This is a genomic window from Nonomuraea monospora, assembly GCF_039531895.1.
Taxonomy (GTDB): Bacteria; Actinomycetota; Actinomycetes; order Streptosporangiales; family Streptosporangiaceae; genus Nonomuraea; species Nonomuraea monospora.
Genome location: NZ_BAAAQX010000056.1, coordinates 18,480 through 40,487, shown reverse-complemented (window position 1 = coordinate 40,487; position 22,008 = coordinate 18,480). Strand labels below are relative to the sequence as shown.

Genomic DNA, 22,008 nt, shown 5'->3' with positions numbered 1-22,008 from the left:
CCTGCCCGGGGGCAGCAAAAAAGGGGCGGACGAGGGCCGGAAAGGCCGCTCGCCCGCCCTGCGACGCCTAAGCCGCCCCGTGACGCCTAGACGCGGGCCACGCCGTCAGCCCGCGCCTGAGCCGCCACAGCGGCCGTCACGGCGGGCGCGACGCGCTCGTCGAAGGGGCTCGGGATGATGTACGTGGCCGTGAGGTCGTCGCCGACCACGCCGGCCAGCGCGTTGGCCGCGGCCACCTTCATGTTCTCGGTGATCGCGGTGGCCCGCACGTCGAGGGCGCCGCGGAACACCCCGGGGAAGGCCAGCACGTTGTTGATCTGGTTGGGGAAGTCGCTGCGCCCGGTGGCCACGACCTTGACGTGCTTGGCGGCCACGTCGGGGTGCACCTCGGGCGTCGGGTTGGACAGGGCGAACACGATGCCGTCGGGCGACATGGACGCGATCGCCTGCTCCGACACGGTCGAGCCGGACAGCCCCAGGAACAGGTCGGCGCCTTCCAGGGCCTCCTCCGTGGAGCCGGTGTGCCCGCCGCGGTTGGTGTCGCGGGCCAGCGCCTGCTTGACCGGGTTGAGTCCCTCCCTGCCCTCGTAGATCATGCCCTTGGAGTCGGAGACCGCGATGTCGCCGATGCCCGCTTCGAGAAGGATGCGGGTGACGGCGACGCCGGACGCGCCCGCGCCGGCCACCACGGCCCGCAGGTCGCCCAGCTCGCGGCCGGTCAGGCGGGCGGCGTTCTTCAGCGCCGCCAGCGCCACGATCGCGGTGCCGTGCTGGTCGTCGTGGAAGACGGGGATGTCGAGCAGGTCGCGCAGCCGGTTCTCGATCTCGAAGCAGCGGGGGGCGCTGATGTCCTCGAGGTTGATGCCGCCGAACGAGGGCGCCAGGCGCACCACGGTCTCCACCAGCCCGTCGACGTCGGTGCAGTCGAGGCAGATGGGCACGGCGTCCACGCCGGCGAACTCCTTGAACAGCAGCGCCTTGCCCTCCATGACGGGCATGGCGGCGGAGGGGCCGATGTCGCCGAGGCCGAGCACCGCGGTGCCGTCGGAGACGACGGCGACCACGTTGGAGACCCAGGTGTAGTCGTCGGCCAGCGCGGGCTTGTCGGCGATGGCGGTGCAGACCCGGGCGACGCCGGGCGTGTACGCGAGCGACAGGTCGTCGGCGTCGCGGACGGGAACGGTGGAGCGGATCTCGATCTTGCCTCCCCTGTGCAGGGCGAAGGCGGGATCGAGGTCGGGTGTTTCGACGGAAGCAGAAGCGGGCGTGGCAGCCACAGCGACCCCTGTAGTCATCGGTAGCGGAAGAAACCTTCGGCGGACGAGCGCGAGCGGGCTGGCTTCGGTAGCTGCCAGGATCCCCTCGCCGATCGTCTGGTGAGGGGGTTCGGGGGTCACCCGTCTCCCCATAGTGCCACATGGTGAGATGGTGTTCGGTGTCGGTGATGACGCCGTTCTGTTGACGCATCGTTAAACGGCGGGTGACAGCCTGGGGCAAAACCCCATTTAAACTGCACAAAACGCAAGTTTCGTGGCATTTCACATCGAGGAGGCCGTACATGGCCCTCAGACCCCTGGGCCGCCGTGGGTACGCCGCCGGCGCGCTCGCCTTGACGGCTGCTCTCGCGCTGACCGCGTGCGGCAGCGACACGGGCTCCGGCTCCACCAGCGCCAGCGCCTCCGCGGGCGCGGGCGGCGTCAAGGTGGTGCAGCCGGGCAAGCTCACGGTCTGCACCAACATTCCGTACGAGCCGTTCCAGTTCAAGGACGACAGCGGCCAGATCGTCGGGTTCGACGTGGACATCGTCGATCTCGCCGCGAAGAAGCTGGGCCTGACCCAGAACATCGTGGACATCGACTTCGCCGTCATCAAGTCCGGCGCCGCCATGGCCGCGGGCAAGTGCGACGTCGCCGCAGCGGGCATGACGATCACCGACGAACGCAAGCAGAACATCGACTTCTCCGAGCCCTACTTCGACGCCACGCAGGCCCTGCTGGCCAAGAAGGGCACCGGCGCCACCTCGCTGGAGGACGTCAAGGCCAAGGGGCTCAAGCTCGGCGCCCAGGCCAGCACCACCGGCCTCGACTACGTCAAGAAGCAGGGCTTCGACCCCACCGAGTACGCCGACTCCGCCAAGGAGCTGCTGGCCCTCCAGGCCGGCCAGGCCGACGTGATCGTCCAGGACCTGCCCGTCGTCCTCACCTGGCTGAAGAAGCCCGACGTCGCGGCCAAGTTCGAGATGATCGGCAGCCTCGACACCGGCGAGCAGTACGGCATCGGCCTGAAGAAGGGCGCCGACCCGACGCTGCTGAAGACGATCAACGAGGAGATCGCCAAGGCCAAGCAGGACGGCACCTACGAGAAGATCTACGTGAAGTGGTTCGGCAAGAAGCCCGGCGAGCTGGGCTGATCCATGGCCGACCAGCCGAAGACGGCTGAGCCTGGGCGCGCCAGGCTCAGCCCTCGGAAGAAGCAGCGGATCAGCCGGGGCATCCAGTACGTCGTACTGGCCGCCGCGCTCGTCGCCGTCGTCCTGTACGCCGACTGGCCCAGCCTCGCGCAGAACTTCGCCAAGCTCGACGTGGCGGAGGAGGCGCTGCCCGAGCTGTTCACCATCGCGCTGCGCAACACGATCATCTACACGGTGGGCGGGTTCGTCTTCGCGTTCGTGCTGGGCCTGGTGCTGGCGCTCATGCGGCTCTCGCAGGTCCGCCCGTACCGCTGGATCTCGCTCATCTACATCGAGATCTTCCGCGGGCTGCCCGCGCTGCTGATCTTCCTGCTGATCGTGTTCCTGCCGCTGGCGCTGCCGGGCTTCGAGGTGCCCGGCGGCACGTACGGGCAGGGCATACTCGGGCTCGGCCTGGTCGGCGCGGCCTACCAGGCGGAGATCTTCAGGGCCGGCCTCCAGGCCGTGCCCAAGGGGCAGACGGAGGCCGCCAGGTCGCTCGGCATGTCGGCCACCCGCGCCCAGATCACCGTGGTCATCCCGCAGGCCATCCGGATGGTCATCCCGCCGACCACGAACCAGTTCGTGGCGCTGCTCAAGGACTCGTCGCTGGTGCTGTTCCTCGGCGTGTCCGGCGAGTACGTCGAGCTGGCCAAGTTCGGCAACGACCTGGCCTCCCAGTACGCCAACGCCACGCCCATCATGGTCGCCGGCGTCACGTACCTGATCGTGACCATCCCGCTGGGCTACCTCGCGTCCCGGCTTGAGGGGCGTAAGGGGAGGAGCCGATGACAACGCACGCGATCGAGCTGCGCGACCTGCACAAGCACTTCGGCAAGAACGAGGTGCTCAAGGGCATCGACATGACCGTCGACCCCGGCCAGGTGGTCTGCGTCATCGGCCCGTCGGGCTCGGGCAAGTCCACGCTGCTGCGCTGCGTGAACCTGCTGGAGACGCCCACCAGGGGCAAGGTGTTCGTGGAGGGCGCCGAGGTCACCGACCCCGACGTGGACATCGACGCCGTACGCCGCCGTATCGGCATGGTCTTCCAGCAGTTCAACCTGTTCCCGCACATGACGGCGCTGGAGAACGTCATGATCGCCCAGCAGCGGGTGCTGAAGCGGAGCAAACGGGAGGCGGAGGTCGTCGCCCGCGACAACCTGGACAAGGTCGGCGTGGGCGCCAAGTGCGACTCCCTGCCGGGCCAGCTCTCCGGCGGCCAGCAGCAGCGCGTCGCCATCGCCAGGGCGCTGGCCATGAACCCCAGCCTGATGCTCTTCGACGAGCCCACCTCGGCGCTCGACCCCGAGCTGGTCGGCGACGTGCTCACCGTCATGCGCAAGCTGGCGGAGGAGGGCATGACCATGCTCGTGGTCACCCACGAGATGGGGTTCGCGCGGCAGGTGGCCGATCGGGTGGTGTTCATGGACGGTGGCGTGATCGTCGAGGACGGCGCTCCGGCGCAGGTCATCGGCGACCCGCGGCATGAGCGCACCCGCACGTTCCTGCACCGCGTCCTGCACCCCGAGGACTGACCGCCCGGAACGGCGCGGCTGGGGCACGTCCACACACCACCTCCCAGCCGCGCCGCGCCACACACGACCGTCCGCGCGCCCCCGCCCGCGCGCGCCGTCTCCCACCGGAACGACACCCCTGTCTTCTGCTGTAATAGACCAGCATGGACCTGACCTCTTACGCCGAGTGGGCGGTCCGGCTGGCCAACGACCCTGACCCGCCGCCCGAGCTGACCGGCCTGCGCGACGAGCTGGCCGCCGTGTTCGACGCCGCCGGCGACGAGCGTGCCGTGGCCGAGCGCCTGAACGCCCTCCTGGTGCGCTATCCCGTACGCCCCCAGCTCTCGGACCACGACGGCCGCCAATGGCACCTCCACCTGGCCGAGGACCCCGCCGCGACCGCCGTCATGGGCCTGGCCGCGGTCGTCGCCGAGCTGGGCGCGGACCGTCTGGGACGCTGCCGTGAGCCGCACTGCGGCCTGGCCTTCCTCGACACCTCCTCCAACCGCTCCCGCCGCTACTGCTCGCCCCGCTGCGCGAGCCGCGCCAACGTCGCCGCCTTCCGCGCCCGCCGCAGGAACCGCGCCTGACCCGCGAGGACGACGCCGCCTGAAGACCGGACGGCGTCAGCGCCGGCGCAGGAGCGGCCAGTAGCGCAGCACCACGCGCCCCACGATCTCGTTCACAGGCCCGAAGTCCCAGCTGTCCCGCCGCCCGCCGGCCCGCTGGTTGTCGCTCTCCAGCCACCACCCGTCGGCCCCGTGCCACTGCGCCCGTTTGACGATGAGCCGATCGGGATCACCGGGCAGCCTCGCCACCACGAGGTCGCCGGGGTGCACGGCGGCCCCCCGGCGCACGAGGAGCCAGTCTCCCGGCACCAGCGCGGGCCGCATCGAATCCCCTTCGACACGCACTCTCATCGTCGTTGACCCCCTACTCCGCAGGCATTGGGACCCGAGTAAGGTCGTTGAAGGACCAAGCTGATTCAGCATCCAGGAAGGATTTTCTGATGCTCGCACGACTGCTACGACCCAAGCATGTCGCTTCCGCACACTGCGACCTGCCCTGTGGGGTCTACGACCCCGCTCAGGCCCGTATCGAGGCCGAGTCGGTCAAGGCGATCATGGAGAAGTACGCGGCGAACGAGGACCCGGTCTTCCGCGCCCGCGCCATCAAGATCAAGGAGGAGCGGGCCGAGCTGGTCAAGCACCACCTCTGGGTGCTGTGGACCGACTACTTCAAGCCCCCGCACCTCGAGCAGTACCCTCAGCTCCACCAGCTCTTCTGGGACGCCACGAAGCTCGCGGGCGCCGCGGGCGCCAAGGGCACCGTGGAGGTCGCCAAGGCGGAGGACCTGCTGGGCAAGATCGACGAAATCTCCAAGATCTTCTGGGAGACCAAGGCCGCCTAAAACGGCACATAGGGCTCTGTGCGGTTACCAACCGCACAGAGCCTTTTCCGTAGATGGCGAGTCTGATTCATCCAAGCACCTCTGAAGGGCGGTAAGTTGCAGTCAGCGTCGGATTCGCGAGGAGGAACGTGACCGAGGAAACCGAGACGCGCGCGGAGGGCGTGGCAGGCATCCGTGACGTGGTGAGCATCAGGCTCCCCGCGGCGAGTGCCTACTTGTCTGTGCTGCGTACGGCAACCGCCGGCTTGGCGGCGCGGCTTGACTTCACCCTGGACGAGATCGAGGACCTGCGGATCGCGGTCGACGAGGCTTGCGCCATGCTTCTCAACGAAGCTGTGCCGGGCACCGACCTCACCGCCGAGTTCGAGCTCACCGGGCAGGAGATGCAGGTCAGGGTCGAGGTGGCGACCGTCGGCAGCTCCGCGCCCAAGCGTGACGACTTCGCCTGGATGGTGCTGACCGCCCTGGCCGACGACGTCGACGCGGTGACAGACTCCCCCGATCGCATGGCGATCGTCCTGCGTAAGCGCCGAGGCGCGGCCCGGAGTACGGCAGGGCCGGCGTGACGGAAAGGACTGGAGCCATGGCCACCAGCGAACACGCCGTGCCCGACAGGGTGCGCGCCCGCATGCTCTTCGCCGAGCTGGCCGAGCTGGGCCCCGAGGAGCCGCGCCGCCAGCGCATCAGGGATGAGCTGGTCGAGCTTCACCTTCCCCTGGTCGAATACCTGGCTCGCCGCTTCCGCAACAGGGGCGAGTGGCTCGACGACCTCACCCAGGTCGCCACCATCGGGTTGATCAAATCCATCGACCGGTTCGACCTGAACCGGGGGGTGGAGTTCTCCACCTACGCCACGCCCACGATCGTGGGCGAGATCAAGCGGCACTTCCGCGACAAGGGCTGGGCGGTCCGCGTGCCGCGCAGGCTGCAGGAGCTGAAGCTGTCGCTGACCAAGGCGATAAGCGATCTGTCCCAGCGGGAGGGGCGCGCCCCGACCGTGGCGGAGCTGGCCTCCTACCTCAAGATGACCGAGGAGGAGGTGCTCGAAGGGCTCGAATCGGCGAACGCGTACTCCACCGTCTCGCTGGACGCGCCCGACTCGGGCGACGACGACGCCCCGGCGGTGTCCGACTCGCTCGGCATCGTGGACGAGTCGCTGGAGGGCGTGGAGTACCGCGAGTCGCTCAAGCCGCTGCTCGAACGGCTGCCGCCGCGCGAGAAGCGCATCCTGCTGCTGCGCTTCTTCGGCAACATGACGCAGTCGCAGATCGCCACCGAGCTGGGCATCTCGCAGATGCACGTCTCGCGTCTGCTCGCCCGCACGCTGGCGCAGCTGCGCGAGGGTCTGACCGCCGACGACTGAGGCCCCGGTCTTCCGCGCGTCGCCGCCCCTCACGGGCCGATGTGCGGAAACCACCCCTCCAGGGCCGAGGCGGCTTCAACGCCGCGGAGCGTCCGTCGTCTGATCGTCGCCGTAGAGCGCCCGCGTGGTGGGCGGGGACAGCAGCGTCACGAGCCCCGCCAGGGCCACGACGATCAGCGGGATCCCGAGCTGCGGCAGCCCCGAGGTGATGAGCGTGCCGCCGATGGGCACGAGGAAGATCTGGGTCAGCACGGCCGGCGAGCGCCCCCACCGCTCGGTCCTGAACAGCCCGCCATACGCCACCCACAGCAGACCGGCCCCGATGAGCAGGCCGAAGACCGCTTCCGCGAGGGCGGTGGTGATGTCGTCGGGCGCCCCCGTGAGGGTCTCCACCGCGACGTAGACGCCGAGTCCGAGCGCGACCAGCCCTTCGAGGGCGACGACCCCGGCGGCGATCAGGAGAGTAAGCGGGCGACCGTTCACGTCCGTACCTTACCTCTCGGGCCGGACGAGGCGGGAAATAGGACGTTCGGCCGATAAATCGGACAAGGCCACCGGCTACGCTGGCGTCATGCGCGCAATGCTGCTGGTCAACCCCAAGGCCACGACCACGAACGCCCGTACGCGGGACGTGCTCATCCGCGCACTCGGCGCGGCGGTCGAGCTGTCCGTCGAGGAGACCCGCTACCGCGGGCACGCCGCCTCCCTGGCGGCCACCGCGCGGTCCAAGGGCTACGACGTGGTCGCGGTGCTCGGCGGCGATGGAACGATCAACGAGACCGTCAACGGCCTGCTGAACCCGGTCAACGGCGAGGATCCGGCGTACGGCGACGACCCGAGCGCCGGCCGCCCCGGCCTGATCGTCATCCCCGGCGGCAGCGCGAACGTCTTCGCCCGCGCGCTGGGCCTGCCCAACGACCCCGTGGAGTCCACCGGCCAGGTGCTGGAGGCGCTCAGGGACGACCGGCGCAGGACGGTGGGTTTGGGCCAGGCCCTTTGGGAGGGGCAGAGCCGCTACTTCACCTTCTGCTCGGGGATGGGGTACGACGCAGAGGTTGTACGGGCCGTGGAGGGTCTTCGGGGCACCGGGCGTAAGGCTACCCCTGCACGGTATGTGAACACGGCTCTGAGACACTATCTGGCCACGGACAAGCGGCATCCCGCGATGACCGTGACCGGCCCGGGCATCCCGTCCGCCGGAGGGGTGTTCATGGCGATCGTCTCCAACACCTCACCGTGGACGTACGTGGGCAGCAAGCCGGTCCGTCCCACCCCGTGGGCGAGCTTCGAGACGGGCCTCGATCTCCTCGGGATGCGGCGCATGGGGCCGATGACGCTGGCGAAGGTGATCAGTCACATCCTCACGGAGAGTGACATCCTTCCGTCCGGCCGGCACCTCGTCCAGATGCACGACGAGGCCGAGATCACGCTCACCGCCGACCGCCCCGTGGCCTTTCAGCTGGACGGCGACTACCTGGGAGAACGCGAAACCGTAACATTCCGGTCTACACCGAACGCGTTACAAGTTCTGGTCTAGCCGGTTACATTCGGTCATTGTGTGACGCATCCGACATCCATAACCGCCAAAACTTCCCGCCAACCCCCTTGCGTGCACTCTGCGTGGCTGACAGGCTCGTTCATGACGTCGGAACGTAGGACCTTTAAACACCCCAGGGTCCTCCGATGATCAGCGGGCGACCCCGGTCCTCACAGGATCCGGGTAATTGTTCGCGCGAGTTAGTGAAACTCTTCACAAAGTAGTAGCCGCACGGAGCCGACCAGAGGCTCCATCTACTAAGGAGTGGACGCATGGACTGGCGCCACCGAGCTGCCTGCCGTGACGTGGACCCCGAGCTGTTCTTCCCGATCGGCAACACCGGCCCGGCACTCATGCAGATCGAGGAGGCCAAGCAGGTCTGTCGTTCCTGCTCGGCCGTCGAATCCTGTCTGAAGTGGGCGCTGGAGTCCGGCCAGGACGCCGGCGTCTGGGGCGGTCTGAGCGAGGACGAGCGCCGCGCGCTCAAGCGCCGCTCCGCCCGGGCCCGCGCCCGCGCCACCGCCTGACGATCCCCCGCACGACGAGACGGCCCGCGACGCAGCAGCGGCGCCGTCGTTCAGCAGGCGTTGAGGACCAGACCTAGCTGGGCGGGAGCGGGATCGACAGCACGACCTCCGTGCCGCCTTCCAGGCGCGGCTCGATGGTGAGCCGCCCGGACAACTCCCCCTCGACCAGCGTACGCACGATCTGCAGCCCCAGACTGGTGGAGCTGTCGAGGTCGAAGCCGCTGGGCAGGCCACGCCCGTCGTCCCAGACGGTCACGTTGAGCCGCTCGTGCGCCGACTCGACCACCACCTGCAGCCGCTTGGGCCGCCCGTGCTGCAGCGCGTTCTGCAACAGCTCGGTCAGCGCCATGGCCAGCGGCGTGGCGATGAGCGAGGGCAGCACCCCGAACGCCCCCGCGCGGCGCGGCGTGACCGCCACCTCCGGCGACGACACCTCGCCCGCCATCGCGATGACCCGATCGGCGATCTCGTCGAAGTCGACGAACTCCTCCGGCGCGTGCGACAGCGTCTCGTGCACGATCGCGATCGACCCGACCCTGCGCACCGCCTCCTCCAGCGCCTCCCGCCCCTCGGGCACCTGCAGCCGCCTGGCCTGGAGCCGCAGCAGCGCGGCCACGGTCTGCAGGTTGTTCTTGACCCGGTGGTGGATCTCGCGGATCGTGGCGTCCTTCGTCATCAGCTCGCGCTCGCGCCGCCGCAGCTCCGTGACGTCCCTGATGAGCACCAGCGCGCCGATGCGGCCGCCGCCGACGATCAGCGGGATGGCCCTGAGCTGCACGATCGTGCCGCCCGACTCGACCTCGGTCTCCTTCGCCGCGCGCCCGCTGGCCACGATCATCAGGTCTTCGTTGATCGGCTCGTCGGAGTAGCACAGCGTCGCGGTGACCCGGCCCAGCTCGGCGCCGACGAGGTCGGCGTGCAGGCCGAGCCGGCGGTAGGCGGACAGCGCGTTCGGGGAGGCGTACGTCACGCGCCCGGCCCTGTCGAGCCGCAGCAGGCCGTCGCCGACGCGCGGCGAGCGCACCAGGATGGGCTCCTCGCCGGAGAACGGGAAGCGCCCCTCCGCCACCATCTGCGCCAGGTCGGAGGCGCTCTGCAGGTAGGTCAGCTCCAGTCGGGACGGCGTGCGCGCCGAGGAGAGGTTCGTGGAGCGCTGGATGACCGCCAGGAAGCGGCCCTCGCCGCCCTCGACCGCCCGGCGCACGGGGATGGTCTCCTCGCGCACGGGCACGCCGGTCGACCAGTCGGGGTCGCCCTCGCGGCAGATGCGGCGCTCATTCCAGGCCGTGTCGATGAGGTTGCGCTCGCCCTTGGCGGCCACGGTGCCGACGATGTCGTCGTGGTAGACGGTGGGGCCGGTCGTCGGGCGCATCTGGGCGATCGCGATCCAGCCGCTCTCCCCCAGCAGCGGCGCCCACAGGATGAGGTCGGCGAACGACAGGTCGGCGAGCAGCTGCCAGTCGGAGACCAGCGAGTGCAGCCAGTCGAGGTCCGCCTCGTCGAGCGCTGTGTGGCGGGCTACGAGGTCGCTGAGAGTCGGCACGAGTGCATCATGCGTGCTTTCCCCCGCAACAACCAAACCGACTCCCGGTGAGAGCGAGCAGGGTTGAGCCGATACGGGACGAGCAGGCAGAGTTCCCGCCAGCGGGGGCATAACACCATACGGTGGAGGGTCAATCTCATATTGTGAGAACCGTCACATGGCCGAAACAGCCGGATCCCAGGATGGGGCGGTGCACGTCGAGCCGGAGGTGATCCACACGGGCAGGTGGCTCAACCGCGACACGGCGCGTGAACAGGCCTCGGTTACGATCGCGCGCGCTGCTGTGGATATCCTTCACAATCAACCTGAGCTGCCCGGATCCGCGTGTGCTCACACCCGTACGCGCCCGGAGCCCGCGGGCCGCTCCTGCCCGTGGTTGACCGCTCGGGCCGAAGTGAGTTCCGATGATCTCGCGGTGATCAGACACGCCCTCACCGCCGTGGCAGAAGTGAAGGTGAGAGCGTGACAGACGACAGCCCCCGCGTTCCGAAGTACTACGACGTCAAACGGGCCCTGCTCGAGCTCACCAAGACGCTGCCCCCCGGCACGGCCCTGCCTCCTGAACGCACGCTGGCCGTACGGTTCGAGACCTCCCGCACCACCGTCAGGCAGGCGCTGACCGAGCTGGTCGTCGAGGGACGGCTGCTGCGCATCCAGGGCAAGGGCACGTTCGTGGCGCAGCCCAAGGTCGCCCAGGTGCTGCAGCTCACCTCGTACATCGGGGATCTGCGCACGGCGGGCCTGGAGCCCGACACGAAGATACTGGAGATCGGCTACATCACCGCGGACGAGGCGCTCGCGCGGCGCCTGGCCATCAACCCGGGCGGCCGCGTGCTGCGCATCCACCGCCTCAGGCTCGCCAACGGCGAGCCGGTCTCGATAGACACCACCCACCTGTCCGCGCGCCGCTTCCCCCGCCTGCGGCGCGAGCTGGAGGTGCACGCGTCCCTGTACGAGACGCTGCACAACGCCTACAACGTCCGGCTGACCGACGCGGAAGAGATCATCGAGACCGTCCTGGCGACCCCCTACGACGCCAAGGCGCTCGGCGTGGACGTCGGCCTGCCGATGCTCCTGCTCACCCGGCACGCCTTCGACGCCGACGGCAACCCCGTCGAGTGGGCGCAGTCGCTCTACCGCGGCGACCGGTACAAGTTCGTCACCCGCCTGCGCCGCCCATGAGCGTCCTCGTCGTCACGGGCACCGGCACAGGCGTGGGCAAGACGGTCGTGACGGCGGCGGTGAGCGCGCTGGCGCTGGGCCGCGGGTCCGCGGCGGCGGTGGTCAAGCCCGCGCAGACCGGCCTGGCCGACGGCGAGCCCGGCGACGTGGACGAGGTCATCCGGCTGTCGGGCGTCACCACCACGTTCGAGCTGGCCCGCTTCCCCGGCCCGCTGCCGCCCGCAGCGGCGGCCAGGGCGGCGGGAGCGCCGCCCGTGTCGCTGTCCACGGCCGCCGGGCTGGTGCGGGAGCTGGCGGAGAGCAACCGGCTCGTCGTCGTGGACGGCACGGGCGGGCTGCTCGACCGCTACGACGAGGAGGGCGGCACCCTGGCCGACCTCGCCCGCGCCCTGCGCGCCCAGGTGCTCGTCGTGGTGCGGCCCGGCCGCGACACCGTCAACCACACCGCGCTCACCCTGGAGTCGCTCGCCCACCACGGGCTCGACCTGGCCGGGATCGTCATCGGACGCTGGCCGGCCGCGCCGGGTCCCGCCGAGCGCTGCGGCGTACCGGATCTGGAGATGCTGGCGGCCAGGCCGCTGGCGGGAGCGCTGCCCGAGGGGCTGGGCGGCCTGCGCGGGCGCCGGGAGTTCGCCGAGGCGGCGCGCGCGGGGCTGGGCGCCACGCTGGGCGGCGCGTTCGACCCCGCCGCGTTCAGGCAAGGGTGGGGCTAGCCCCACCACGCACCGGCACACCAGACCCATTTCGCGTCCTCGCCACCGGTCAATACCGTTGAGGCATGAAAGTCCCCCGTCCCTGGTCGGCGCGGGCCTGGCTGGACACGGCCCACGTGATGATCGGCTTCCCGGTCGCCGTGCTGCTCGGCGGGCTCACGCTGCTGCTGGCCGTGGTGCCGCCGCTGCTGTGGCGGGCCCTGCCGTGGTTCACCAGGGTGCAGCGCTCGCGGTTGCTCGCCTTCCAGGGCGTGCGCATCCCGCCCGTGCCCTCCCCCGCCGGCTGGCGCGACGCGATGACGTGGCGGCAGATCGGCTACCACCTGCTGTCGCCGGTGGTGGGGGTGGCCAGCGCCGTGCTGGTGGCGCTCGCGTGGGGCGGGGCGCTGGTGGGCCTGATGTCGTTCCTGCCGCCGAGGGTCCAGGACCCGCCGCTGGAGTTCCTGTTCGACCTGCGGGACGACCGGGTCGTGGCGACCTTCACGATGGTCGGGGTGGCGCTGCTGGTGCTGGCGCCGCTGCTGGCCCGTGGCATGGCCTCGTTCGACCTGTCGGTGGCCCGTACGCTGCTCGGGCCCAGCCGTACGGAGCTGGGCCAGCGCATCGAGACGCTGACGGAGAGCCGCGCCGGCGTGATCGACGCGGCCGACGCCGAGCGCCGCAGGATCGAGCGCGACCTGCACGACGGCGCCCAGCAGCGGCTCGTCTCCCTGGCCATGAACCTGGGCCTGGCCAGGGCCACGCTGACCGACCTGCCCGAGCCGGCCCGCGAGGCCATCGAGCAGGCGCACGAGGAGGCCAAGCAGGCGCTCAAGGAGCTGCGCGACTTCGTCCGCGGCCTGCATCCGGCCGTGCTCAACGACCAGGGCCTGGACGCGGCGCTGTCGGGCGTGGCGGCCCGCGCGCCCTTCCCCGTCAAGCTGCGCGTCGACATCGAGCGGCGCACCACCCCGACCATCGAGGCGGTGGCGTTCTTCACCGTGTCGGAGGCGCTGACCAACATCGCCAAGCACGCGGCGGCCACCAGGGCCGAGGTGAGCGTGCGGCGCGAGCGCGACCGCCTGCACGTGCTCGTCCACGACGACGGGTGCGGCGGTGCCAGGATGGACGGCGGAACAGGGCTGCGCGGCCTGGCCCAGCGCATCGACTCCGTGGACGGGACGCTACGGCTGTCCAGCCCGCTGGGCGGACCGACGACGATCGAGGTGGAGCTGCCGTGCGAGTAGTGCTCGCAGAGGATTCCGTGCTGCTGAGGGAGGGCCTGATCCGGCTCCTGGCCGCCGCGGGCATGGAGGTGGTCGCGGCCGTGGACGAGGCGGAGGGCCTGCTGCGGGCCGCCGAGGAGCACAAGCCGGAGCTGGTCGTCACCGACGTCAGAATGCCGCCCACGCACACCGACGAGGGCCTGCGGGCCGCGCTCGTGCTGCGCCGCCAGCAGCCGGGCCTGGCCGTGCTGGTGCTCTCGCAGTACGTGGAGGAGCGCTACGCCGCCCAGCTCCTCGCCTCCGCCTCGGCCGGCGGCGTCGGCTACCTGCTCAAGGACCGGGTGGCGGACGTGACCGAGTTCATCGACGCGCTGCGCAGGGTCGCCTCCGGCGGCACCGCCCTCGACCCGGAGGTCGTCGCCCAGCTCCTGCTGCGCGGCAACAGCGACCCCCTGGAACGGCTCACGCCGCGCGAGCACGAGGTGCTCAGGCTGATGGCCGAGGGCCGCTCCAACGCGGGCATCGGGCAGTCCCTGGTGCTCAGCGAGGGCGCCGTGGGCAAGCACATCGGCAACATCTTCAGCAAGCTCGACCTGCCGCCCGCAGAGGGCGACCACCGGCGAGTGCTCGCCGTCCTGCAGTTCCTCAAGATCCGGAGCTCTCCATGAGGGCCCTCTGGCTGACCGCCGGCGCCGTGGCCACCGTGATCGCGCTGGCCATCTCCACGGTGGGCCTCTGGTACGGCTTCGCCAGGGCCAGGACCCCCACGGACGTCACCATGAGGTCCATCCCCTTCGACGGCGACCAGGTGCGCATCCAGGCGGGCAAGGGCCAGGTGAGCCTGACCGTCGTGCCGGGCCAGGCCGGTGAGCTGCTCATCCAGCGGGCGCTGCGCTGGTCGCGCGACCGGCCCGCGATCACCGAGGACTGGGACTCCGCCTCGGCCACGCTGCGGCTCGACGCGCTGTGCCCCGGCTCCGACCAGCCCAGGGGCCCGCTCTGCAAGGCCGACTACATCGTGACCGTGCCGCCCGAGACCGTGCTCGAAGCGCGCACCTCCGGCGGCGAGCTGTCGGCGGGCGAGCTGTTCGGCGACCTGCGCCTGACCACCGTGTCCGGCAACGTCCGCGTCAGCGCCCTGTCCGGCGACCTGTGGGTGCGGACCGGCACGGGCCAGGTGGACGGCGACCGCCTGCGCAGCGACAGGGCCGACGTGGAGGTCGGCTCGGGCGACGTGCGGCTGGACTTCCAGAGCGCGCCGTCCGACGTCAAGGCGGTCGTGCGCACCTCGGGCGACGTCAACCTGTCGGTGCCGCCGAGCCTGTACGACGTCACCGCCGACGGCGTCAACACCACCATCGGCGTCAGGAGGGCGGGAAACGCGTCAAGAAAGATCACCGCAAAGGCTCCCGACGGCGTCGTCACCGTGTGTTGCCGATGAAGGACTGTTTACCTCTGTGACTGGTTGGTAAGTTCCCGGCATGGAGTCTGCGAAGCACGCCGGTGACGCCGCCGTCGCCGTGTCCAAGGCCTACGGTGTCGAGACCATGTTCACCCTGTCGGGAGGGCACGTCTTCCCGCTCTACGACGGCGCGGTGCACGAGGGCATGCGCATCCTCGACGTCCGCCACGAGCAGAGCGCCGTCTTCGCCGCCGAGGCGACCGCCAGGCTGACCAGGAAACCGGGCCTGGCCGTGCTGACCGCCGGCCCCGGCATCACCAACGGCGTCAGCGGCGTCGCGACCGCCCACTTCAACGGCTCCCCCGTGGTCGTCCTGGGCGGCCGGGCCCCGCAGTCCCGCTGGGGCAGCGGCGCCCTCCAGGAGATGGACCACCCGCCGCTGCTCGACCCGGTCACCAAGCTCGCGTTCACCGCGTCCGGCGCCGACTCCGTCGGCCAGGACGTCGAGGTCGCCTTCCGCACGGCGGTCGCGCCCCACCGCGGCCCGGTGTTCCTCGACTTCTACATGGACCACCTGTTCTCCCCCTCGCCGATCCACGAGGTGAGCACACAGTCGCCGTCGCCGCTGGAGCCCGACGCCGACGACCTGGCCAGCATCGCGCGGCTGCTGTCGGAGGCCGAGCGGCCGGTCCTGGTGTACGGCTCCGACGTGTGGATGGACCGCGCCGAGGAGGCCGCCCGCGACTTCGCCGAGACGTGGCGGCTGCCGGTCATCCCCAACGGCCAGGGCCGCGGCATCCTGCCCGCCGGCCACGAGCTGCTCGTCACCCGGGCCCGCGGCCTCGCCTTCGCCCAGGCCGACCTGGTGATCGTGGTGGGCACGCCGCTCGACTTCCGCCTCGGCTACGGCTGGTTCGGCGGCAAGGACGGCGCGCCGCTGGCCAGGGTCGTGCACATCGCCGACGCGCCCTCACAGCTCGCCACCCACATGCAGCCCGCCGCGTCCGCCGCGGGCGACCTGTCCGTGGTGTTCTGGAGCCTCGGAACGGCCTGCGGCGACGCCGGGGTCAAGCCCGACGCGTACGCCTCGTGGGTGTCGAAGCTGTCGGAGGCCGCCGCGGCGGCCATCGCGGGCGACGCCGAGCTGCTGTCCTCCGAGTCCGACCCGATCCACCCCATGCGCGTCTACGGCGAGCTGAACAGGGTCCTCGACGACGACGCCGTGGTGATCGGCGACGGCGGCGACTTCGTCTCCTACGCCGGCAAGTACGTCGAGCCGAAGCAGCCGGGCAACTGGCTCGACCCGGGCCCGTACGGCTGCCTGGGCACCGGCCTGGGCTACTCCATCGCCGCCCGCCTGGCCAGGCCGTCCTCGCAGGTGGTGCTGCTGCTCGGCGACGGCGCCGCGGGCTTCTCACTGATGGACGTGGACACCCTCGTCCGCCACAACCTGCCGGTCGTGATGGTCTGCGGCAACAACGGCATGTGGGGCCTGGAGAAGCACCCCATGCAGATGCTGTACGGCTACGACGTGGCGGCGGAGCTGCAGCCGCAGTGCCGCTACGACCAGGTCGTGACCGCGCTCGGCGGCGGCGGCGAGCTGGTGACCAAGCCGTCGGAGATCGGGCCCGCGCTGCGCAGGGCGTTCGACTCGGGCGTGCCGTACCTGGTCAACATCGCCACCGACCCGCAGATCGCCTACCCCCGCAACACGACGGGGGTGTGAGCGGCGGCCCCTACGACTTCTTCGCCGTGGGGGTCGGCGTCGGGGTGGGCGTGGGCGAGGCGTCCTCGGGGCAGACGCTGTCGACGACGACCAGCGTGACGGTGGTGCCCTTGGTCACCGGCTTGCCCGCGCCCGGCGTGGTCGCCTTGACCCTGCCGCAGCGCATGCCGTCGGTGGTGGTGGTCTGGTCCTCCGGGTTGGACAGCAGGCCGGCCGCCTCCACCATGCTCACCGCGTCCGGGTAGCGCTTGCCGATCACGTTCGGCATCAGCACCTTGTTGGTGGACACGGTGGGGGTGGGCGACTTCGAGGTCGGCGGGGTGGTGGAGGGCGTGTTCGACGGCGTCTGCGTCGGCTCCTCGGTCTCCTCCGCGGTCTCGGTGGGCCTCTGCTGCCTGGTGGTGGGGGGCCTGGTCGGCTCCTCCGTCGTCGGGTCAGGCTCGGGCTTCGTGGTTCTGCCGGTGGGCTTGGGCGGCTTGGTGGTCGCCGGGTCGGCGGCGTTGGTGATGCTGGTCGTCGGCTCCGGTGAGCCGAGTGGCATGCCCGTCAGCGCGACCGCGGTGGCGCCCGCGCCGAGCACGACCGCCGCCGCGATGCCCGCGATCAGCCCGGTCCTGCGCGGAGCCTTGGCCGCGCGGCGGCTGCCGCCGCGCCGGTCGGAGACCGCCGTGTCCTCGTGCGCCATCCTGGCGCCCGTCTGGTACGGGTTCGCATCTTGCTGACCGTGCTGACCGTGCTGGCCGGTCTGCTGGAACTGACCCGTCTGCTGGTACTGCTGGCCGGTCTGGGCGTACTGCTGGCCCGTCTGCGGGTACTGCTGTTGTTGCGGGGCCTGCTGATACTGCTGCGATGCCTGCTGCTGCGGCGCCTGCGCCATGGTGGAGCCGGTGGCCAGCTCGGGGACGGCGGGCGTCTGGCCGCTGGCGATGGCCCTGGCGGCCTCGCTCATCGCGCGTGCGCTGGGGTAGCGCCTGGCGGGGTCCTTGGACAGGGCGATCTCGACCAGCGTGCGCACCGGCTGGGGGATGTCCTGCGGCAGCGGCGGCGGAGCCTCGCGGATGTGCTTGAGCGCGATCGTGACGGCGCTGTCGCCGTCGAACGGCCGCTGGCCGACCAGGCACTCGTAGGCGACCACGCCGAGCGCGTAGATGTCCACGGCGGGCGTCACGGGGGCGCCCTCGGCCTGCTCGGGGGCGCAGTAGGCGGCGGTGCCGAGCACCATGCCGGCGTCGGTGAGCCGGCTGGCGATGTCGGAGCGGGCGATGCCGAAGTCGGTGAGGACGAGCGTGCCGTCGCGCTGCACGAGCAGGTTGCCCGGCTTGACGTCGCGGTGCACGATGCCCTGGTCGTGCACGGCCTGGAGGGCCGAGGCGGCCTGCGCGATGAGCTCCATGGCCGCTTGCGGCGGGATGCGCCCCAGCCTGGCGAGCAGGCGGTCGAGCGGCTCGCCGTCGACGAACTTCATCACCAGGTAGACGGTGTCGCCGCTGACGCCGTAGTCGTAGACGTCCACCACGCCGGAGTGGTTGATCGTGGCCATCGCCCGCGCTTCCCCCTGGAAGCGTGCGACGAACCCGGGGTCCTCCATACGGCCTGGGAGCAGCACCTTGACGGCGACGGTGCGCGCGAGCACGACGTCCTCGCCTCGCCACACCTCGCCCATGCCACCGGCACCGATGCGGGTATCCAGCCGATACCGCCCCGCCAGTGTCGTCCCTTGGGCCACCATGATTCCCCCGCTACCCCCTACTTCCGTAACCCTCTTACCTCGCCCACCCCGCGGACCTCCAACAAAGCGAAGTTTTGTCGCGGTGAGGTAACACAGTGGTCACGGAACTCAGAGAGTGTACGACTCACCTGACCCACATGCCACTCAAATGCCTCAAGCCGTACAAAGCCTATCCTGGGGCCTTACGACCTCACTTGTCCGCGTTTCCGGTAACTCAGCGGCCTCATGAGAGGCTCGTGACATGACGCTCACGCCTGGTCTCCGTGCCCAACTGCTCATCATGGTCGAGATGGAGGACACCGCGAAGCGGATCGGCAGCGGCGACGTGCCCGTGCTGGCCACGCCCCGGCTGCTCGCGCTGGCGGAGGCGGCGACCGTACGCGCCGTCGAGCGGCATCTCGCGCCCGGCGAGACGTCCGTCGGCACCCGGGTCGAGCTCGAACACCTGGCCGCCAGCCCGCTCGGCGCCCACGTCCAGGTCGGCGTGGAGCTGACCGAGGTGGACGGGCGGCGGCTGGTCTTCGCGTTCGAGGCGCACGACCAGCACACCGTGGTCGGCAAGGGCACCATCGAGCGCGTCGTGGTCGATCGCGCCAAGTTCCTCGCCCGCGCTACTCGATGACGGCGATCAGGTCGCCCTCCTGCACGGTGTCGCCCTCGGCGACCCCGATCCGCGCGACCACGCCGCTCTCCTCGCAGAGCACGGGGATCTCCATCTTCATGGACTCCAGGATGACCAGCGTGTCGCCCTCGGAGACGGTGTCGCCCTCCTGGACGATCACCTTCCTGACACCGGCCACCATCTCGGCAAGCACCTCAGCCACCGGGACTCCCCTCGTCTCACACGCGCCCGCGGTCGATCACCCGGGCCAGCGCCTCGACCGCATGAGGATCGTACGCGCTGCCCGACGACAGCCGGATGCGCTCCAGCGCGGCTCCGCCGCGGTCGCGGTCGGTCGAGGGGCCCACCAGGTCGTCGTAGGCGTTGGCGACCTTGATGATGCGGCTCGACAGCGGCGGGTCGTCGGTGATCGGGTCGCACTGCCTGCTGACCACCTCGGCCACCCGGTCGAGCACGCCCGTCTGCCTGATCACCTCGGCGCCCAGCTCGGCGATGCGGCGGGCCTGCTCGGGCTCGGTCAGCACGGTCGCACCGCCGGGGATCGGGTCGCGCAGCGAGAGCTGGCCGATGTCGTGCATCAGCGCGGCGTACTCCAGCTCCAGCAGCTCGGGCTCGGCCATGCCCAGCTCCCTGCCGATCGCCACGGCCAGGCGGCTCACCCGGCGTGAGTGCCCCGGCTCGACATAACCGCCCACCTCGGTGACCCGCGACAGCGCGCGGACGGTCTGCAGGTAGGTCGCCCTGATGCCGGCGTACTTGCGGAAGGCCACCTGCGTGACCAGCAGCGGCGCCGCGAACACCAGCAGCGCCACCAGGTCCATGCTGTGCGTGGCCAGGGCGAGCAGCACGCCCGACGAGGCCACCGCGGCGCCCAGCGGGAAGGCCATGTTGATCTCGTCGCGCACGGCCACCCTGAACGCCGTGCGCACCTGCTCGGCGCGCAGCAGCGCGGCGACCAGCACGTCGATCAGCAGGGTGATCGCGATGAGGGTGACCATCACCACGAGCGCCGGCCACCACGTGCTGGTCGGCGGCTTCGTCATCTCGTACAGCGGGGTTGCCAGCGGCCGGAAGGCGAAGGCCAGCAGCGCGCCGGTGAGCAGCCGCCTGGCCATCGCGTCGAGGCGCGGCGGGCGGCCCACCGCCAGGTGCGGGAGCGCTCCCGCCGTCATGCCCACGGCGATCACGGCCACGACCTGCAGCGCGGAGTGCTCCAGCGGGGTCTGGCTGAGGTCGAGCAGCAGCGTGTAGCCCAGCGCGGCGGCGGCGCCGATCGGCGCGACCTCCCTGTTGCCCGGCATGGTGAGCCTGGCCAGCTCGCCGACCGCGATCAGCGCGCCGAACCCGACCGCGATCTCCGGCCGCTCCAGCCCGACGGCCGCCGTGTGCGCCACGCCCACCAGCGCGACCAGCCCGGCCGCGCTGATGAGCAGGAGCTGGCCGGAGTCGAGGCGGCGCAGCACCGTGTTCAGCGAGCGGCCGGAGGCGCGCCTGACGCGCTCTGTGGTGATCATGAGCCGGTCACGACCTGGATGGGCATCGTCGGGTCGTCGTGGTCCTTGATCGTCGCCTCCGCGGCGTCGGGCGGCGGCTCGTCGACCCGGCGCGGCGGCTGCCACGGCTCGCGCTCCAGCGCGCGGATGAAGGCCGCCACCATCACCGGGTCGAAGTGCGTGCCCGCGCTCTTGCGCAGCTCCTCCACGGCCTCGGGGACGGGCCTGGCGCCGCGGTAGGAACGGTCGGAGGTCATCGAGTCGAACGCGTCGGCCACCGCGATCACCTTGGCGAACTCGGGGATCTCGTCGCCCGCCAGCCCCATCGGGTAGCCGGTGCCGTCGTGCTTCTCGTGGTGGTGCATGATCCCGGCGTACGCCTCGTCCAGGAAGCCGATGCCCCGCACGATCTCCAGCCCGCGCATCGGGTGGAGCTGGATGGCGGCGAACTCCTCCTCGGTCAGCGGCCCGTCCTTCTGCAGGACCTTGGTGGGCACGCCGAGCTTGCCCACGTCGTGCAGCATGCCCGCGTAGCGGATGGCACGCACCCGCTCCAGCCCCATGCCGACCTCCTGGGCGATCATGGAGGAGGCGTGCGAGACGCGCGTGCAGTGGCCCCTGGTGTAGTAGTCCTTCGTCTCCACGGCCTGGCAGAGGGCCGCGATCGTGGCGTCGTACGAGCGCTGCTGCGCGTGGTACTGCCCGAACGCCCACCGCGCCACGAACAGCGGCAGCAGCACCAGCACCGCCGAGATCGACGCCACCGTGGCCCACAGGCCCGCCACCAGCAGCCCGAACGTCCCGTAACCCAGGTAGGACAGCAGGAACTGCGCCATGCCGCGCATCGGCACCTCGGTGGCCCGCACCTGGGTCGCCAGGCCGACCATGGTGAGCGTGAGCGCGATGTTGAGCGGCACGAAGACGGCCGTGGCGGCGGCGTACGGGCCGATGAGGTCGTCGAAGGCGTTCACCTCCGGCACGCCCACCTGGCCCTGCAGCGCCCGGTAGACCTGCCCGGCGACGAAGCCGCAGATGGCGAACTGCGCGCCGTTGAAGAGCCGTTTGATCAGCGGCAGCCCAGGCCGCACGCTCAGCACGGCGGTCAGGCCGACCAGCGCCGCGCCCTCCGGGCCGAGCAGCACCACGGCGGCGAGCGAGGCGGAGAAGCTCACCGACACCGCGAACTGCTCCACGTTCAGCAGCGTCGGCATCGACTCGCACACCAGGAACAGCAGCGCGAGCACCAGGAGGATGTCGAGGTCGCCGGTGGCCACGGGCGCACCGGAGACGACCACGCCGCGTACGACGAGAGCGGCCGCCGCGGCGATCACGGCGACCAGATAGACCCTTGCGGGCCACGGCAGTTCACGCATTGCGGCCCCCCACGGCGATCAGGTCCAGGACACCCCAGGAGGAACCGCTCCGCCGATCATCATGATCACCGGGGTGATCAGCACGATGGCCGTGAGCAGCCGGGCGACCGTAACCTTGGACATCCACATGCCTCCACGTCGACTTATGGGGTTCACGCTACAGAACCTGGCGTGGTCGCAAGGGCGGAGTCGGAAATCGCAAGCAAAGCGTAATCAAGC

At 70.7% G+C, this 22,008-nt stretch carries 24 protein-coding genes; 16 read left to right on the top strand and 8 right to left on the bottom strand.

Translation table 11 applies throughout. The features are described 5' to 3' along the window. Positions 1 to 86 precede the first annotated feature (86 nt). A complete protein-coding gene (locus ABD331_RS56185) occupies positions 87 to 1,295 on the bottom strand; it encodes an NAD(P)-dependent malic enzyme (RefSeq protein ID WP_344494995.1) in 1,209 nt (402 codons plus the stop codon). 263 nt (positions 1,296 to 1,558) lie between these two features. On the opposite strand from ABD331_RS56185, the gene ABD331_RS56180 reads away from it, so the two are divergent. From ABD331_RS56180 to ABD331_RS56165, 4 genes are all read left to right on the top strand, one after another. After that, positions 1,559 to 2,410 carry an ABC transporter substrate-binding protein gene (locus ABD331_RS56180; RefSeq protein WP_344494993.1) on the top strand — a complete coding sequence of 284 codons (852 nt, stop codon included), beginning with the start codon at positions 1,559 to 1,561 and terminating at the stop codon, positions 2,408 to 2,410. 3 nt (positions 2,411 to 2,413) lie between these two features. Next, positions 2,414 to 3,241, top strand: a complete 828-nt coding sequence (locus tag ABD331_RS56175) for an amino acid ABC transporter permease (RefSeq protein WP_344494991.1) — start codon at positions 2,414 to 2,416, stop codon at positions 3,239 to 3,241. Continuing rightward, positions 3,238 to 3,984, top strand: coding sequence for an amino acid ABC transporter ATP-binding protein (locus ABD331_RS56170; protein WP_344494989.1), 747 nt, complete (start codon positions 3,238 to 3,240; stop codon positions 3,982 to 3,984). Before ABD331_RS56175 ends, ABD331_RS56170 begins: the two co-directional genes overlap by 4 nt. Positions 3,985 to 4,127: 143 nt before the next feature. Continuing rightward, on the top strand, positions 4,128 to 4,553 hold the full coding sequence (locus tag ABD331_RS56165; RefSeq protein ID WP_344494987.1) for a CGNR zinc finger domain-containing protein: 426 nt from the start codon (positions 4,128 to 4,130) through the stop codon (positions 4,551 to 4,553). A 36-nt stretch (positions 4,554 to 4,589) separates the two neighbouring features. Here the strand turns inward: ABD331_RS56165 and ABD331_RS56160 are convergent, their stop codons facing one another. Further along, positions 4,590 to 4,955, bottom strand: a complete 366-nt coding sequence (locus ABD331_RS56160) for a S24 family peptidase (protein WP_344494985.1) — start codon at positions 4,953 to 4,955, stop codon at positions 4,590 to 4,592. Between the two features lie 17 nt (positions 4,956 to 4,972). On the opposite strand from ABD331_RS56160, the gene sodN reads away from it, so the two are divergent. From sodN to ABD331_RS56145, 3 genes are all read left to right on the top strand, one after another. After that, complete coding sequence (sodN, locus tag ABD331_RS56155) at positions 4,973 to 5,374, top strand: superoxide dismutase, Ni (RefSeq protein WP_148442130.1); 402 nt, start codon at positions 4,973 to 4,975, stop codon at positions 5,372 to 5,374. A gap of 128 nt (positions 5,375 to 5,502) precedes the next feature. Next, the gene (locus ABD331_RS56150) at positions 5,503 to 5,940 is read left to right on the top strand and encodes an ATP-binding protein (RefSeq protein WP_148442131.1); all 438 of its coding nucleotides are present in this window, start codon (positions 5,503 to 5,505) and stop codon (positions 5,938 to 5,940) included. 17 nt (positions 5,941 to 5,957) lie between these two features. Next, positions 5,958 to 6,737 carry an RNA polymerase sigma factor SigF gene (locus ABD331_RS56145; protein ID WP_171074665.1) on the top strand — a complete coding sequence of 260 codons (780 nt, stop codon included), beginning with the start codon at positions 5,958 to 5,960 and terminating at the stop codon, positions 6,735 to 6,737. Positions 6,738 to 6,812: 75 nt separating this feature from the next. Here ABD331_RS56145 and ABD331_RS56140 read toward each other — a convergent pair whose 3' ends face one another. Further along, a complete protein-coding gene (locus ABD331_RS56140; protein WP_344494979.1) occupies positions 6,813 to 7,220 on the bottom strand; it encodes a hypothetical protein in 408 nt (135 codons plus the stop codon). Between the two features lie 88 nt (positions 7,221 to 7,308). Between ABD331_RS56140 and ABD331_RS56135 the strand changes: the two genes are divergently transcribed. Both ABD331_RS56135 and ABD331_RS56130 read left to right on the top strand, forming a co-directional pair. Continuing rightward, a complete protein-coding gene (locus ABD331_RS56135) occupies positions 7,309 to 8,274 on the top strand; it encodes a diacylglycerol/lipid kinase family protein (RefSeq protein WP_344494977.1) in 966 nt (321 codons plus the stop codon). Positions 8,275 to 8,546: 272 nt separating this feature from the next. Next, complete coding sequence (locus tag ABD331_RS56130; protein ID WP_344494975.1) at positions 8,547 to 8,801, top strand: WhiB family transcriptional regulator; 255 nt, start codon at positions 8,547 to 8,549, stop codon at positions 8,799 to 8,801. 73 nt (positions 8,802 to 8,874) lie between these two features. Here ABD331_RS56130 and ABD331_RS56125 read toward each other — a convergent pair whose 3' ends face one another. Continuing rightward, on the bottom strand, positions 8,875 to 10,344 hold the full coding sequence (locus ABD331_RS56125; RefSeq protein ID WP_344494973.1) for a histidine kinase N-terminal domain-containing protein: 1,470 nt from the start codon (positions 10,342 to 10,344) through the stop codon (positions 8,875 to 8,877). A gap of 462 nt (positions 10,345 to 10,806) precedes the next feature. Between ABD331_RS56125 and ABD331_RS56120 the strand changes: the two genes are divergently transcribed. The 6 genes from ABD331_RS56120 (at position 10,807) to ABD331_RS56095 (ending at position 16,572) form a co-directional block, all read left to right on the top strand. Then, complete coding sequence (locus ABD331_RS56120) at positions 10,807 to 11,526, top strand: GntR family transcriptional regulator (protein WP_148442136.1); 720 nt, start codon at positions 10,807 to 10,809, stop codon at positions 11,524 to 11,526. After that, positions 11,523 to 12,239: a dethiobiotin synthase gene (gene bioD, locus ABD331_RS56115; protein WP_344494971.1), complete on the top strand. Its 717-nt coding sequence runs from the start codon at positions 11,523 to 11,525 to the stop codon at positions 12,237 to 12,239. Before ABD331_RS56120 ends, bioD begins: the two co-directional genes overlap by 4 nt. A 65-nt stretch (positions 12,240 to 12,304) precedes the next feature. Continuing rightward, positions 12,305 to 13,465: a sensor histidine kinase gene (locus ABD331_RS56110; RefSeq protein WP_344494969.1), complete on the top strand. Its 1,161-nt coding sequence runs from the start codon at positions 12,305 to 12,307 to the stop codon at positions 13,463 to 13,465. Beyond that, positions 13,456 to 14,112 (top strand): response regulator transcription factor, encoded by a 657-nt coding sequence (locus tag ABD331_RS56105; protein ID WP_344494967.1) that lies wholly within the window; start codon positions 13,456 to 13,458, stop codon positions 14,110 to 14,112. The genes ABD331_RS56110 and ABD331_RS56105 overlap by 10 nt, the downstream gene beginning before the upstream one ends. Further along, positions 14,109 to 14,885 carry a DUF4097 family beta strand repeat-containing protein gene (locus tag ABD331_RS56100; protein WP_344494965.1) on the top strand — a complete coding sequence of 259 codons (777 nt, stop codon included), beginning with the start codon at positions 14,109 to 14,111 and terminating at the stop codon, positions 14,883 to 14,885. Before ABD331_RS56105 ends, ABD331_RS56100 begins: the two co-directional genes overlap by 4 nt. Positions 14,886 to 14,925: 40 nt before the next feature. Then, positions 14,926 to 16,572, top strand: coding sequence for an acetolactate synthase (locus ABD331_RS56095; RefSeq protein WP_344494963.1), 1,647 nt, complete (start codon positions 14,926 to 14,928; stop codon positions 16,570 to 16,572). A 10-nt stretch (positions 16,573 to 16,582) separates the two neighbouring features. On the opposite strand, the gene ABD331_RS56090 is transcribed toward ABD331_RS56095, so the two are convergent. Continuing rightward, positions 16,583 to 18,301: a serine/threonine-protein kinase gene (locus tag ABD331_RS56090; RefSeq protein WP_344494961.1), complete on the bottom strand. Its 1,719-nt coding sequence runs from the start codon at positions 18,299 to 18,301 to the stop codon at positions 16,583 to 16,585. A 241-nt stretch (positions 18,302 to 18,542) separates the two neighbouring features. Between ABD331_RS56090 and ABD331_RS56085 the strand changes: the two genes are divergently transcribed. Continuing rightward, positions 18,543 to 18,923: a thioesterase family protein gene (locus ABD331_RS56085; RefSeq protein ID WP_344494959.1), complete on the top strand. Its 381-nt coding sequence runs from the start codon at positions 18,543 to 18,545 to the stop codon at positions 18,921 to 18,923. Here ABD331_RS56085 and ABD331_RS56080 read toward each other — a convergent pair. Genes ABD331_RS56080 through ABD331_RS56070 form a run of 3 tightly spaced genes read right to left on the bottom strand, consistent with a single transcriptional unit; the run spans position 18,913 to position 21,789 of the window. Beyond that, positions 18,913 to 19,125 (bottom strand): biotin/lipoyl-binding carrier protein, encoded by a 213-nt coding sequence (locus ABD331_RS56080; protein WP_344494957.1) that lies wholly within the window; start codon positions 19,123 to 19,125, stop codon positions 18,913 to 18,915. The genes ABD331_RS56085 and ABD331_RS56080 overlap by 11 nt on opposite strands. 16 nt (positions 19,126 to 19,141) lie before the next feature. Further along, positions 19,142 to 20,437 carry an HD-GYP domain-containing protein gene (locus tag ABD331_RS56075; RefSeq protein ID WP_344494955.1) on the bottom strand — a complete coding sequence of 432 codons (1,296 nt, stop codon included), beginning with the start codon at positions 20,435 to 20,437 and terminating at the stop codon, positions 19,142 to 19,144. Further along, complete coding sequence (locus ABD331_RS56070) at positions 20,434 to 21,789, bottom strand: HD-GYP domain-containing protein (protein ID WP_344494953.1); 1,356 nt, start codon at positions 21,787 to 21,789, stop codon at positions 20,434 to 20,436. Before ABD331_RS56070 ends, ABD331_RS56075 begins: the two co-directional genes overlap by 4 nt. Positions 21,790 to 22,008 lie beyond the last annotated feature (219 nt).